Here is a 13,709-nt window from a genome sequence, read left to right on the forward strand (position 1 = left end):
CCTTTCTGCCGCCTGGTAGCGCGCCCGTGCGGGGGCGCCGAGAGCTGTCCTCTTGCGCGTGCTGCGGTAGATGCCGGTCTCCGCTGCGAGGGGTGTCCCGGCCGCCATACGGTCGCGCCAGCTCTGCGTCAGGCAGAGTTGGTTCGATCAAAGTGCCCCTTCATCCTACAGGGATCAAGGGGCACTCCACCTGTGAAAAGGAGCACCGCAGAGCCGGTCGTCCTCGGAAACGCGGGGGTGTGAACGGTGGGAAACACGTGCTTAACGGGTGTCGCCGCCGGCTCAGCGGGTGTCGCCGCCGGTGCCCAGCCATCCGGCGAGCTTGCCGCCGTGCCCGACGGCGCGCAACCGCTTCTCGGCCGCGTCGCGGACCGGGTCGGTGGCCACGACGAGGAGTTCGTCGCCGTGCCGCAGGACGGTCGCCGGCAGCGGCACGAACGACGTCCCGTCGCGCACGACGAGGGTGACGGCGGCTCCGGCCGGCAGCCGCAGCTCGTCGACCTCGACGCCGTGCATCTTCGATCCCTCGGGGATCGCCACGGACAGCAGGTGCCCGCGCAGCCGCTCCAGCGGCGCCGACTCGATGCCCAGGTCGGCGGCCTCGGGGTCGCCGCCCAGCCGCAGCGTGCGCGCCAGCCAGGGCAGTGTCGGCCCCTGGACCAGGGTGTATACGACGACCAGGACGAAGACGATGTTGAAGATGCGGCGGCTGGCGTCGACGCCGTTCACCATGGGGATCGTCGCCAGGATGATGGGCACGGCGCCGCGCAGTCCCGCCCAGGACATCAGCGTCTGCTCCTGCCAGGGGACCCGGAACGGGGTCAGGCACAGCACGACGCTGAGCGGTCGGGCGACCATGGTCAGCACCAGGCCGATGACGAGCGCGGGCAGCACGTCGTCGCCGAGCTCGTGCGGGGTGACCAGCAGGCCGAGCAGGACGAACATCCCGATCTGGGCGATCCAGCCGAGGCCGTCGGCGAACCCGCGGGTGGCGGGCCAGTGCGGCAGTTTGGCGTTGCCCATCACCATCGAGGCGAGGTAGACGCCGAGGAAGCCGCTGCCGTGCGCCAGCGAGCCGGCCGCGTACGCGGTGACCGCGATCGCCATGACGGCGATCGGGTAGAGGCCGGAGGCGGGCAGTGCCACGTGCCGCAGGCCCCAGGAGCCCAGCCAGCCGACCGCGAGGCCGATGGCGGCGCCGATCGCCAGCTCCAGCAGTATCTCGGCCAGAAGCAGGTACCAGTGCTCGACGGGGCCGGCCGTGGAGAAGGCGACGACCAGGATGACCACCGGGGCGTCGTTGAAGCCGGACTCGGCCTCCAGGGTGCCCGTCACGCGGGCGGGCAGGGGGATCTTGCGCAGGACGGAGAAGACCGCCGCCGCGTCCGTCGAGGACACCACCGCGCCGATGATCAGCGCCTGCCGCCATTCCAGCCCCGTCACGAAGTGCGCGGCCGTGGCCGTGACGCCGACGCTCACCGCGACCCCGACCAGTGCCAGCGCCGTGGCGGAGGGCAGGACCGGCCGGATCTCCTTCCACTTCGTGCCCAGGCCGCCCTCGGCGAGGATCACGACCAGGGCGGCGTAGCCGATGACCTGGGTCAGTTCGGCGCTGTCGAAGTGGATGTCGCCGATGCCGTCCTGGCCCATGGCGATGCCGATCCCCAGGTAGACGAGCAGGCTGGGGAGCCCGCTGCGCGAGGAGATCCGGACCGCTGCGACGGCGACGAGCAGCACGAGGGAGCAGGCGAGCAGGAGCTGGTTGAGGTGGTGGACGGTCAGCGGCGGTTCCCTTCACCGGCGCGCGCGCCTCGGGCACGGGCGCACATGTGCACTGGTCACATAGGACACGAAGCTGCACGCCCCGAGCCCCAGGTACTTCATTACCTTACCTAACTCTTGACGATTTCTTGACACTCCGCGACGTGAGATCGAACATCGTTCCGGGCCGGTACCCGACTCCGCGTCAAGTGGCGCGAACCCCTGCGCCTATGGTTGCTCCAGCGCTCATTCAAAGGACAGCCCGCCTGCCGCTCGCGTTAGGACAGCAAGGACAGCGATGCCCCCCAACACCACCGCCACATCGGGTGACAAGCCCGTCAAGTCCGGCAGGAAGAAGGGGCGCAAAGCCCGTTTGATCGTTCTTGTACTGGTGCTGGCGATCATCGGAGGCATCGCCTACGGCGCCTACTGGTCCGTCAGCACGGTCCGCGCGTCCTTCCCGCAGACCACCGGTTCGATCACGCTCAAGGGCCTCTCCGGGCCCGTGAGCGTCCAGCGGGACGGCTACGGCATCCCGCAGATCTACGCGGACTCCGACGCCGACCTGTTCATGGCGCAGGGGTATGTGCAGGCCCAGGACCGGTTCTACGAGATGGACGTCCGCCGGCACATGACCTCCGGGCGGCTGTCGGAGATGTTCGGCAAGAGCCAGGTCGACAACGACGAGTTCCTGCGCACCCTGGGCTGGGACCGGATCGCCAAGAACGAGTACGACGGCAAGCTGTCGGACTCGACCAAGAAGTACCTCCAGGCGTACGCCAAGGGCGTCAACGCCTACCTCGAGGGCAAGGACGGCGCGGACATCTCGCTGGAGTACGCGGCCCTGGGGTTCACCAACGACTACAAGCCCGCCGAGTGGACCCCGGTCGACTCGGTGTCCTGGCTGAAGGCGATGGCCTGGGACCTGCGCGGCAACATGCAGGACGAGATCGACCGCGCCCTGATGACCAGCCGCCTCGGCGGGCAGCAGATCGCCGAACTGTACCCGGAGTACCGCCCCTCCGGCAGCAACCAGCCGATCGTCCAGGAAGGGCAGTACGACAAGCTGACCCAGACGTTCGAGCAGAGCGACGGCGACGGCGGCCGCGGATCCGGCAACGGAAGCGGCTCCGGCTCCGGCGGCTCTTCCGGTAACGGCGACACCTCGGGCGGCTCGGGTTCAGCCCTGCAGAGCCAGCTCTCGGGCCTCTACGACGTCCTGGACGACCTGCCCACCGCCGTCGGCGTGAACGGCAACGGCATCGGCTCCAACAGCTGGGTCGTCGGCGGCGAGCACACGATCACGGGCAAGCCGCTGCTGGCCAACGACCCGCACCTGTCGGCGTCGCTGCCCTCCGTCTGGTACCAGATGGGCCTGCACTGCCGGAAGGTCTCGAGCGCGTGCCGGTACGACGTCGCCGGCTACACCTTCGCGGGGATGCCCGGCGTGGTGATAGGCCACAACGCGGACATCTCCTGGGGCATGACCAACTCCGGCGTCGACGTCACCGACCTCTACCTGGAGAAGCTCTCCGGGGACGACGGCTACCAGTACGACGGCAAGGTGAAGCCGTTCCGCACGCGCGAGGAGACCATCAAGGTCGCCGGCGGCGACTCCAAGAAGATCGTCGTCCGGCAGACCGAGGACGGGATGCCCCTGCTGTCCGACCGGGCCGACGAACTCGTCGACGTCGGCAAGCGGGCCGAGGTCGTGGGCGAGGCGCCCGACCGCGGCGACGGTTACGGCGTGGCACTGAAGTGGACCGCCCTGGAGGAGGGCACCACCATGGACGCCGTCTTCGCCATGAACAAGGCGAAGGACTGGAACGACTTCCGCAAGGCGGCCGAGCTCTTCGACGTGCCCTCGCAGAACCTCGTCTACGCCGACGTCAAGAACCACATCGGCTACCAGCTGCCCGGCAAGATCCCCACGCGCGCGAAGGGCGTCGACGGCTCGATCCCGGCGGAGGGCTGGGACTCCAGGTACCGGTGGCGGCAGTACATCAAGTTCGACGAGCTGCCCTACGAGTACGACCCCGCGCGCGGGTACATCGTCACCGCCAACCAGGCAGTGATCGACAAGGACAAGTACCCCTACACGCTCACCACGGACTGGGGCTACGGCGCACGCAGCCAGCGGATCACCGACCTGATCAAGGGCAAGATCAAGGGCGGCGGCAAGGTCTCCACCGACGACATGCGCCAGATGCAGATGGACGACGACAGCCAGGTCGCGAAGCTGCTGAGGCCGTACCTGCTGAAGATCAACCTGAAGGACCCCGACGTCCGTGAGGCGCAGGACCTCCTGCAGGGCTGGGACTACAGCCAGGACGCCGACTCGGCGGCCGCCGCCTACTTCAACGCGGTCTGGCGCAACATCCTGAAGCTGGCCTTCGGCAACAAGCTGCCCAAGGAGCTGCGTGTCGAGGGCCAGTGCCTGTGGGTCGACCCGGTCAACACCACCGGTCCCGTCGACGACACGGACAAGGTCCGCGAGTGCGGGCAGCGCGAAGCCGACCAGGCGCAGCCGGACGGCGGCGACCGCTGGTTCGAGGTGGTGCGCTCACTCGTGGAGAAGAAGACCAGCCCGTGGTGGACGACGCCCGCCGTCGGCACCCGCCCCGAGGCCGTCAACGACCGGGACAAGCTGTTCGAGCGGGCCATGATCGACGCACGCTGGGAGCTGACCGCGAAGCTCGGCAAGGACATCGACACCTGGAGCTGGGGCCGGCTGCACCGCCTGTTCCTGAAGAACCAGACCCTGGGCACCAGCGGACCCGGCTTCCTGCAGTACATCCTCAACCGGGGCCCCTGGAAGCTCGGCGGCGGCGAGGCGACGGTCGACGCGACCGGCTGGAACGCGGCCGGCGGCTACGGAGTGGTGTGGGTGCCGTCGATGCGGATGGTGGTCAACCTCGACGACCTCGACAAGTCGAAGTGGATCAACCTCACCGGTGCCTCGGGGCACGCCTTCAGCGCCCACTACACCGACCAGACGGGCAAGTGGGCCGACGGTGAGCTGCTCGACTGGTCCTTCCGCAAGAAGGCGGTCGACGGCAGCACGGTCGACACCCTGGTGCTCGAACCCTGAGCGACTCTGCGGACGACGGGCCCTCCACGCGCGCGTGGAGGGCCCGTCGTCGTCTCAGGCGAAGCGGCGCACCCCGGACGGGGTGACCACCGCGTGCACCGGCCGGTCGTGCGGCTCCGCCGGCAGACGGCCGACGACCTCGTCGTCGTACAGGAGCACCACCAGCGAGGGACGTGCGCCGACGGCCGCCAGCCGGGCCAGCACACGGTCGTACGATCCGCCGCCGCGCCCCAGCCGCATGCCGCCCGCGTCGACCGCGAGGCCGGGCAGCAGCACCACGTCCGCGTCCGTCACCGCGTCCGGGCCGAGGCGTTCGCCCGTCGGCTCCAGCAGGGCCGTCCTGCCGCCGTGCCGGACCGGCGCGAGCGAGCCCTCCCCGGCGTACGTGCCCCAGTCCAGGTCGTTGTCCGGCAGCAGGGCGGGGAGCAGGACGCGCACGCCCCGCGCGTGCAGCGCGTCCAGCAGCGTCAGGGTGCCGGGTTCGCCGCCCACGGAGACGTACGCCGCCACCGTGCGGGCGTGCGCCAACTCGGGCAGTTCTCCCGCGCGCTCGGCCAGCGCGAGGGCCGCCGTGCGCACGTCGTCGGTCGTCAACGCGTTCCGCGCGGCGAGGAAACCCCGTCGCAACGTACGTTTGTCAGGCTCCGGTTCGCCTTCGAGATGGCTCATGTGTCGCTCCCGCACCGCTTGCGCACCGCTCGCGCGGCACTCCCACACGCTTCAATATGTTCATATGATCATGAATTGAGCAGAGTCACAGATTCCTCTCAAAGTCACCGGATAGTGTTGCCGCCATGACTCAGTCGCACCCACGGATCAGCAAGGCTGTCATCCCCGCAGCCGGTCTCGGCACCCGGTTCCTGCCGGCGACCAAGGCCACTCCCAAGGAGATGCTGCCGGTCGTGGACAAGCCCGCTATCCAGTACGTGGTCGAGGAGGCCGTCTCCGCCGGCCTCGACGACGTCCTCATGGTCACCGGCCGCAACAAGCGCCCCCTCGAGGACCACTTCGACCGCAACTACGAACTCGAGTCGGCGCTGCAGAAGAAGGGCGACGCCGCGCGGCTCGCCAAGGTGCAGCAGTCCAGCGACCTCGCGACGATGCACTACGTGCGCCAGGGCGACCCCAGGGGCCTCGGCCACGCCGTCCTGTGCGCGGCCCCGCACGTCGGACAGGAGCCGTTCGCCGTCCTGCTCGGCGACGACCTGATCGACCCCCGCGACCCGCTGCTCCGGCGGATGATCGAGGTGCGGGAGCAGCACGGCGGCAGCGTAGTGGCCCTCATGGAGGTCGCCCCCGAGCAGATCCACCTCTACGGCTGCGCGGCCGTGGAGACCACCGTGGACGGCGACGTCGTCAAGGTGACCGGCCTGGTGGAGAAGCCGGACCCGGCGGACGCCCCGTCGAACTACGCCATCATCGGCCGCTATGTGCTCGACCCGGGCGTGTTCGGCGTGCTCCGCGAGACCGAGCCCGGCCGCGGCGGCGAGATCCAGCTCACCGACGCCCTCCAGCAGCTCGCACTGGACGAGAAGGCCGGCGGTCCGGTGCACGGCGTCGTCTTCAAGGGCCGCCGCTATGACACCGGTGACCGCGGCGACTATCTGCGTGCCATTGTCAGACTCGCGTGCGAACGTGAGGATCTGGGTCCGGACTTCCGGTCCTGGCTTCGCCGTTACGTCACAGAGGAGATGCAGCAACTTTGAGCACCGCCGCGCCCCACCCCGCCGCCCAGGACCGCCTCTGGTCGGTGGACGAGCATCTGGACGACATCCTCGCCGCCGTCCGCCCGCTGGAGCCCATCGAGCTGCAACTGCCCGACGCGCAGGGCTGCGTGCTCGTCGAGGACGTCATGGTGCCGGTCGCGCTGCCGCCCTTCGACAACAGCTCCATGGACGGCTACGCGGTACGGGTCGCGGACATCGCGGGCGCGAGCGAGGAGTTCCCCGCGGCACTGGACGTCGTCGGGGACATCGCGGCGGGACACCAGGCCGGCCTGCTGCACGTGGGACCCGGCCAGGCCGCCCGCATCATGACCGGCGCCCCGCTGCCCGGCGGCGCGGAGACCGTCGTCCCCGTGGAGTGGACCGACGGCGGGCTCGGCGAGGGCCCGGTCGCCGGGATGCGGGCCCGCAGCCTCGCCCCCGAGCAGGCCTGCGGGCAGGTGCGCGTGTACCGGCCCGCCGCGGCACGCGCGCACGTCCGCGCGAAGGGCAGCGACGTGCGGGCGGGGGACCGGGCCCTCGAAGCCGGCACCGTCCTCGGCCCGCCCCAGATCGCCCTGCTCGCCGCGATCGGCCGCGGCTCGGTGCGCGTGCACCCGCGCCCGCGCGTGGTCGTGATGTCCACCGGCAGCGAACTCGTCCAGCCCGGCGAGACGCTCGGCAGCGGCCAGATCTACGACTCCAACAGCTTCGCCCTCACCGCCGCCGCCCGCGACGCCGGGGCCATCGCCTACCGGGTCGGCGCGGTCGCCGACGACGCCGACACCCTGCGCTCCACCATCGAGGACCAGCTCGTGCGCGCCGACCTCCTGGTCACCACGGGCGGGGTCAGCGTCGGCGCGTACGACGTCGTCAAGGAGGCCCTGGAGCACGTCGGCGACGAGGACGAGGAGGGCGGCGGTGTCGAGTTCCGCAAACTCGCCATGCAGCCCGGCAAGCCCCAGGGCTTCGGCACCGTCGGCCCCGACCACACCCCGCTGCTGGCCCTGCCCGGCAACCCCGTGTCGTCGTACGTCTCCTTCGAGCTCTTCGTGCGGCCCGCCATCCGCACCCTCATGGGACTCGACGACGTCCACCGGCCCACCACGCGCGCGAAGCTGACCGCCGACGAGCCGCTGACCTCTCCGAAGGGCCGCAGACAGTTCCTGCGCGCCACGTACACAGACGGCGCCGTCCGCCCGGTCGGCGGCGCCGGCTCCCACCTGGTCGCCGCCCTGGCGCACGCCGACGCGCTGATCGTCGTCCCCGAGGACACCGAGCTGGTCGAGCCGGGCGCCGACGTCGAGGTGGTCCTCCTCGGCTGAGACCTCCTGGTTGGGGGTACCGTGTCGCGCACAACAGGCCACCGCGCCGCACCGCGCCGGGCCCGGACCGGGAGCGCCACACGACCATGAGCACGCAGGACCGACTGACGCACATCGATGACGCGGGCGCCGCCCGCATGGTCGACGTCTCCGGCAAGGACGTCACCTCCCGCACCGCACGGGCCAGCGGACGCGTCCTCGTCTCGCCCCGCGTGGTCGAGCTGCTGCGGGGCGAAGGGGTCCCCAAGGGGGACGCGCTGGCCACCGCGCGGATCGCGGGCATCATGGGCGCCAAGCGCACCCCCGACCTGATCCCGCTGTGCCACCCGCTCGCCGTCTCCGGTGTGAAACTGGACCTGTCGGTCGCGGACGACGCCGTGGAGATCACCGCCACGGTGAAGACGACGGACCGCACGGGCGTCGAGATGGAGGCCCTCACCGCGGTCTCCGTCGCAGCCCTCACCGTGATCGACATGATCAAGGCGGTCGACAAGAAAGCCGTCATCTCGGACGTGCGCGTGGAGGAGAAGACGGGCGGCAAGTCGGGCGACTGGAGCCGGACATGACACAGGACGCGAATCCCGACGCGTCGGCGGGCGGCGCGCTGCTTGCGCTGCTCGCGCCGTACAGCGCGCTGGTGGTCACCGCGTCCAACCGCGCGGCCGCGGGCGTCTACGAGGACAGGGGCGGCCCGCTGATCGCCGAGGGCCTGCGCGGTCTCGGGTTCGCGGTCGACGGCCCGCAGGTGGTGCCGGACGGCGACCCGGTCGAGGCCGCGCTGCGGGCCGGCGTCGAGGCGGGCTACGACGTGATCGTCAGCACCGGCGGCACCGGCGTCTCGCCCACCGACCGCACGCCGGAGGCCACCCGCGCGGTGCTCGACCTGGAGATCCCGGGCATCGCCGAGGCCGTACGGGCGTACGGCCGCGACAAGACGCCCACGGCGGCGCTCTCCCGCGGACTGGCCGGCGTGGCGGGCGGCACGCTGATCGTCAACCTGCCGGGATCGACCGGGGGAGTGAAGGACGGCCTCGCCGTCCTGGAGCCCCTGCTGATCCACGCCGTCGACCAGATCCGGGGCGGCGACCACCCCGGACCGAGCCGGGGAGGTGCGAGCTGAACAGCCCGTCCTGGCCCGTGGAACTGGTGGAGGGCGACATCGTCCTGCGGCCCATAAAGCTGCGCGACCAGCGGGTCTGGCGCGAGGTCAACCAGCGCAACCGGGACTGGCTGCGCCCCTGGGAGGCGACCATCCCACCGCCCGCGCCGAGCGGCCCGATCGCGCACCGGCCGACCTACCGTCAGATGGTCCGACACCTGCGCACCGAGGCGCACGCCGGACGGATGCTGCCGTTCGTCATCGAGTACCAGGGGCGGCTCGTCGGGCAGTTGACCGTCGCGGGGATCACCTGGGGCTCCATGTGCTCCGGACACGTCGGTTACTGGGTGGACGAGTCGGTGGCCGGCCGCGGCGTGATGCCGACCGCCGTGGCGCTCGTCGTCGACCACTGTTTCCGCACCGTCGGACTGCACCGCATCGAGGTCTGCATTCGGCCCGAGAACGGGCCCAGCCGCCGGGTGGTGGAGAAACTCGGATTCCGCGAGGAAGGGCTGCGGCCGCGCTATCTCCACATCGACGGGGCCTGGCGGGACCACCTCGTGTTCGCGCTGACGGCGGAGGAGGTCCCGGAGGGTCTGCTGAGCCGGTGGCGGCGCACCCGCTCCACCAGCGTCCCCCGCGACCACCGCAACGCCTGAACCGATCGCCGAGCCGGTCGCCGAGCCGATCGCCTGATCACGAAGCCCCGCCCCCGACCGTCCGGCACCGAACACCCTCGGGGAATGCCGACCGGATTGGCCACGGTCCGGGAAATTGAATAAGTGTTCGAAAATGATCGGAGGTTGACCATCTGGGGCGGGGAATTCGCGCCCTCGGCGGCCTGCTGATCGCATCGGTCACAAAAAAGTTCGAAATATCAGCCGGATCGTGCGACACACCGACTCAATTGGCGGATGGCCTCACGCAAACCCCTCTACCGTGTGAGGCGTGAGCAGCAGCGGCCTCATCTACGCAGTCATCGTCGGGGCCTGGGCCGCCTACTTGGTGCCTATGTGGCTCCGTAGGCAGGACGAGCTGAACGAGGCCCGTCCGACGGAACGCTTCAGTACCGCCATCCGGCTGCTGTCCGGACGGGCGGGTATGGAGCGCCGGTACGCCAGGGACCTGAAGGCGCGTTCCACCGAGGAGGGGGAGCCCGTCGCCGACGCCTCGGACGCCGTCACCGACTCGGTGGACGTCCGGGCCTTCGCCATGCCCCCGACCCGTCCGCAGGCGACGGCACACGTCCACGAACGCGGCCAGGACCGGGGCGTGGACCGCGGCGGGGACCGTGGCCAGGAGCGAGCGCCGGGCCGCTCGGAGCCGTCGCGGGAGCAGACCCGTGAACAGGACCGTGAGCAGGTGCGTGAGCAGGTGCGCGAACCGGCGGGACGGGCCGCGCGGGAACAGCGCGAGCAGAACGCCCGGCGTGCGGCCTCCGCGCAGGCTGCCGCTGCCCGCGCCCAGCGCTCGAAGTCGCTCGCCCGCCGTCGGCGCACCACCGTGATGCTCTTCTTCGCCTTCACCATCGGCGCGATCGTCGCGGCGGTCGGCGGGCTCGCCTTCCTCTGGGCGCCCGCCGTTCCCGCCGTCCTGCTCAGCGCGTACATCGGGTACCTGCGCGCCCAGGAGCGCCGCCGCTTCGCGTTCCAGATGGACCGCAGGCGCGCCGAGGTCGCCGCGCAGCGGCTGCGGGAGCGTCAGCCGCGCCGGCGCGCGCCCGCCCCGGCGAACGCACCGTCCGCCGACCCCGGCCCCGACGCCGGCGCAGAGGAACCGCACGCGGGCCCCGAACCGCAGACCGACCCGGGCCTGCTGGCGCTCGCCGCGGACCGCAGGGCGCTCGTCGAACAGACCGACCACGCCGAGTGGATCGACCAGCAGCGCGAGCGGCAACGCCGCCCCGGCCACGGCGACAGCTGGGACCCCGTCCCGGTGCCGCTGCCGACGTATGTGACGGCTCCGGTCGCGCCCCGGGCGACCTCCGACGTGGATCTCGGAGCGGCGGACGCCTGGAGCTCGGCCCGCTCCAGCTCGGTCGCCCCCGAGCACGAGACGGCGGACGCCGACGACGCGTCGGCCGCCGGGCCGGACGACCCCGACGGTGCGCGGGACGGCGCGGCGACGGAGGACAGGGGCGCGGAGGACGGCGAACGCAGCGACGCCCGGCGCGCGGCCTCGGCCCGGCGCTCCCGCGAGCGCGGACGCACCCCGCTGTTCGACCAGTACGAGGACGGCGAGCGTCGGCGGGCCGCCAACGAATGATCTCCGGCGTCCCGCCTCCGGCCTCGGGGAACGGATTTCCAAGCACGCCGACGGGGATGCTAGAGTTTCACTCGTTGCAAGGGCCTGTGGCGCAGTCCGGTAGCGCACCTCGTTCGCATCGAGGGGGTCTGGGGTTCAAATCCCCACAGGTCCACCGCAGCTCAGAACCCCTGCCGGGGAGACCCGGCAGGGGTTCTTTGGTGTCGTGCAGCGGTGAAGTACAGCAACCGCTCCTCCCGGGCGGGGCCTGAGGCCGCGTGAGCAGCCCCGGGCGCCGAGGGAGTGCGAGGAGGCGAGCGGCCCCTCAGAGGGCGAGCGGCCTCACGGGGTGAGCGACTTGGCGAAGCAGCGGCTCGCGTCGTAGGCGCGGTAGTAGCCGAACTTCGTGCACGGTTCGTACCCGCTGGAGGTGTACAGGGCGATCGCCTCCGGCTGCTCGGTGCCGGTCTCCAGCACCATCCGGATACGGCCCGCGTCCCGCGCGCTCTCCTCCAGCGCGGTGAGCATCCGTCGCGCGAGACCGCGTCCGCGCATGTCCCGCACCACGAACATCCGCTTCAGCTCGGCGTCGCCGTCCTGGTTGCCCTCGCCGTTCTCGTCCTGGCCGCGCCAGCCGCCGGTGGCGACCGGGCGGTCGGCCTCGTCGTAGGCGATGAGATAGACGCCGCGTGGCGACTGGAAGTCGGAGGGCGCAAGGACGGTGGCGTCGCCGCCGTCGCCGTATCGCTCGTGGTACTCGGCCTGGACCTCGTCGTTGAGCTTGACCGCGTCGGGATGGTCGAAGGGGACCGGACGTATTCTCACGCCGAACACAGTACGTGTAGGCACAACCCAACCTTCGGCGCCCCCGTGCGGCAGGGAAGGGGACCAGGTCCGGCCCGGCGACCCGCGGCCGGTATCGTGCCCGGGTGCTGACCGTGACCTCCGTGAACGTGAATGGACTCCGCGCCGCCGCGAAGAAGGGCTTCGTCGAGTGGCTCGCGGACACCTCCGCCGACGTGCTGTGCCTGCAGGAGGTGCGAGCCGAGCCGGAGCAGCTGCCGGAGGCGGTCCGGGCCCCCGAGGGATGGCACGTCACCCATGCCCCGGCCGCCGCCAAGGGCCGCGCCGGCGTCTCCCTCTACACCCGCCGTGAGCCGGACGCCGTCCGCGTCGGCTTCGGCTCGTCCGAGTTCGACGGGTCCGGCCGCTATCTGGAGGCCGACCTGCCCGGTGTGACGGTCGCCTCCCTGTACCTGCCCTCCGGCGAGGTGGGCACCGAACGGCAGGACGAGAAGCTCCGCTTCATGGGCGAGTTCCTCGCGTACCTCAAGGAGCTGCGCGCCCGCGCCGCCGCCGACGGCCGTGAGGTCCTCGTCTGCGGCGACTGGAACATCGCCCACCAGCAGGCGGACCTGAAGAACTGGCGCGCCAACGCCAAGAACTCCGGCTTCCTGCCCGAGGAGCGCGCCTGGCTCACCCGGGTCCTCACCCCGACGGACGGCGGCTACGTCGACGTCGTACGCGAACTGCACCCGGACACGACGGGCCCGTACACCTGGTGGTCCTACCGGGGACGGGCCTTCGACAACGACTCAGGTTGGCGCATCGACCTTCAGGTGGCGACGCCCGGTCTCGCGGCCAGGGCCGTCAAGGCGCTGGTGGAGCGGGCCGCCACACACGCCGAGCGCTGGTCGGACCATGCCCCGGTGACCGTGGTCTTCGACCTGTAGAGCGCCCGGTGGCCGCCGCGGCCCCGTCAGTTCTCCTTGCGCAGCCGTCGGTCCAGGGCGAGGGAGACCTCCGCCTCGACGACGCTGCGGGCCAGGGGGCGCAGGCGGGGGAGTTCCTGTTCGGTGGCGTGGCGCAGGATCAGGTCGGTGAAGAGTTCGGCGAGCGCGTCGGCGTGGGCGCGCACGCGCACGCCCGCCGCCAGGACCTCCGCGAGCGGGATGCCCTCGCGGACCAGGGCGGCGGAGACGTCCAGCAGCCGGCGGCTGATGTGGACGATCTCGTCGCCGTCGGTGCCCAGATAGCCGAGTTCGAGGGCGGTGGCGAGGTTCTCCGGGGTGACCTGGCCCTCGAAGCGGGCGGCGAGCTCCTCGGGGGTGAGGCGGACCGGCTCCTCCTCGGTGGGGCCGCCGACGCCGATGAGGTCGGCGACGTCGCGGCCCTGGTCGAGGGCGTCCGCCAGCTCCGCGATGCCGGTGAGGGTGTGGCCGCGCTCCAGCAGGGCCGCGATGGTCCGCAGCCGGGCCAGGTGATGGTCGTCGTACCAGGCGATACGGCCCTCGCGGCGGGGCGGCGCGAGCAGCTTGCGTTCGCGGTAGAAGCGCAGGGTGCGCACCGTGATGCCGGCCTCGGCGGCCAGTTCCTCCGCTCGGTACTCCCTCTTCTCCGTCACGGCCGAAGCCTATGTTGTACCGCCGGTAACTTTCCTTTTCCCGGCCCTACCCATCGGTACGGAGCTGCTCTACGCTCCCATT

At 71.3% G+C, this 13,709-nt stretch carries 12 protein-coding genes and 1 tRNA gene; 9 read left to right on the top strand and 4 right to left on the bottom strand.

The window, feature by feature from the left end:
- Positions 1 to 282: 282 nt before the first annotated feature.
- On the bottom strand, positions 283 to 1,737 hold the full coding sequence (locus tag C6376_RS12705) for a potassium/proton antiporter (protein WP_254075925.1): 1,455 nt from the start codon (positions 1,735 to 1,737) through the stop codon (positions 283 to 285).
- Between the two features lie 322 nt (positions 1,738 to 2,059).
- Here C6376_RS12705 and C6376_RS12710 point away from each other — a divergent pair, with 322 nt between their 5' ends.
- Positions 2,060 to 4,852, top strand: coding sequence for a penicillin acylase family protein (locus tag C6376_RS12710; RefSeq protein WP_107443515.1), 2,793 nt, complete (start codon positions 2,060 to 2,062; stop codon positions 4,850 to 4,852).
- A 54-nt stretch (positions 4,853 to 4,906) separates the two neighbouring features.
- On the opposite strand, the gene C6376_RS12715 is transcribed toward C6376_RS12710, so the two are convergent.
- Positions 4,907 to 5,521, bottom strand: a complete 615-nt coding sequence (locus C6376_RS12715) for a 5-formyltetrahydrofolate cyclo-ligase (RefSeq protein WP_107443516.1) — start codon at positions 5,519 to 5,521, stop codon at positions 4,907 to 4,909.
- A gap of 125 nt (positions 5,522 to 5,646) precedes the next feature.
- Between C6376_RS12715 and galU the strand changes: the two genes are divergently transcribed.
- The 7 genes from galU (at position 5,647) to C6376_RS12750 (ending at position 11,398) form a co-directional block, all read left to right on the top strand.
- A complete protein-coding gene (galU, locus tag C6376_RS12720; protein WP_107443517.1) occupies positions 5,647 to 6,558 on the top strand; it encodes a UTP--glucose-1-phosphate uridylyltransferase GalU in 912 nt (303 codons plus the stop codon).
- Complete coding sequence (gene glp, locus C6376_RS12725) at positions 6,555 to 7,880, top strand: gephyrin-like molybdotransferase Glp (RefSeq protein ID WP_107443518.1); 1,326 nt, start codon at positions 6,555 to 6,557, stop codon at positions 7,878 to 7,880. Before galU ends, glp begins: the two co-directional genes overlap by 4 nt.
- 86 nt (positions 7,881 to 7,966) lie before the next feature.
- Entirely contained in the window at positions 7,967 to 8,446 is a 480-nt protein-coding gene (gene moaC, locus C6376_RS12730; protein WP_107443519.1) for a cyclic pyranopterin monophosphate synthase MoaC, read from the top strand.
- Positions 8,443 to 9,000 carry a molybdenum cofactor biosynthesis protein B gene (locus C6376_RS12735; RefSeq protein ID WP_107443520.1) on the top strand — a complete coding sequence of 186 codons (558 nt, stop codon included), beginning with the start codon at positions 8,443 to 8,445 and terminating at the stop codon, positions 8,998 to 9,000. Before moaC ends, C6376_RS12735 begins: the two co-directional genes overlap by 4 nt.
- Positions 9,001 to 9,026: 26 nt before the next feature.
- Positions 9,027 to 9,638 (top strand): GNAT family N-acetyltransferase, encoded by a 612-nt coding sequence (locus C6376_RS12740; protein ID WP_254076369.1) that lies wholly within the window; start codon positions 9,027 to 9,029, stop codon positions 9,636 to 9,638.
- Positions 9,639 to 9,927: 289 nt separating this feature from the next.
- Positions 9,928 to 11,244 carry a gephyrin-like molybdotransferase receptor GlpR gene (glpR, locus tag C6376_RS12745; RefSeq protein ID WP_107443522.1) on the top strand — a complete coding sequence of 439 codons (1,317 nt, stop codon included), beginning with the start codon at positions 9,928 to 9,930 and terminating at the stop codon, positions 11,242 to 11,244.
- Between the two features lie 80 nt (positions 11,245 to 11,324).
- A tRNA-Ala gene (locus C6376_RS12750) sits at positions 11,325 to 11,398 on the top strand.
- A 167-nt stretch (positions 11,399 to 11,565) separates the two neighbouring features.
- Here the strand turns inward: C6376_RS12750 and C6376_RS12755 are convergent.
- A complete protein-coding gene (locus tag C6376_RS12755) occupies positions 11,566 to 12,048 on the bottom strand; it encodes a GNAT family N-acetyltransferase (protein WP_107448935.1) in 483 nt (160 codons plus the stop codon).
- A 104-nt stretch (positions 12,049 to 12,152) separates the two neighbouring features.
- On the opposite strand from C6376_RS12755, the gene C6376_RS12760 reads away from it, so the two are divergent.
- On the top strand, positions 12,153 to 12,956 hold the full coding sequence (locus tag C6376_RS12760; RefSeq protein ID WP_107443523.1) for an exodeoxyribonuclease III: 804 nt from the start codon (positions 12,153 to 12,155) through the stop codon (positions 12,954 to 12,956).
- Between the two features lie 26 nt (positions 12,957 to 12,982).
- Here the strand turns inward: C6376_RS12760 and C6376_RS12765 are convergent, their stop codons facing one another.
- Positions 12,983 to 13,627, bottom strand: coding sequence for a MerR family transcriptional regulator (locus C6376_RS12765; RefSeq protein WP_107443524.1), 645 nt, complete (start codon positions 13,625 to 13,627; stop codon positions 12,983 to 12,985).
- Positions 13,628 to 13,709: the final 82 nt, after the last annotated feature.

This window comes from Streptomyces sp. P3 (assembly GCF_003032475.1).
GTDB lineage: Bacteria > Actinomycetota > Actinomycetes > Streptomycetales > Streptomycetaceae > Streptomyces.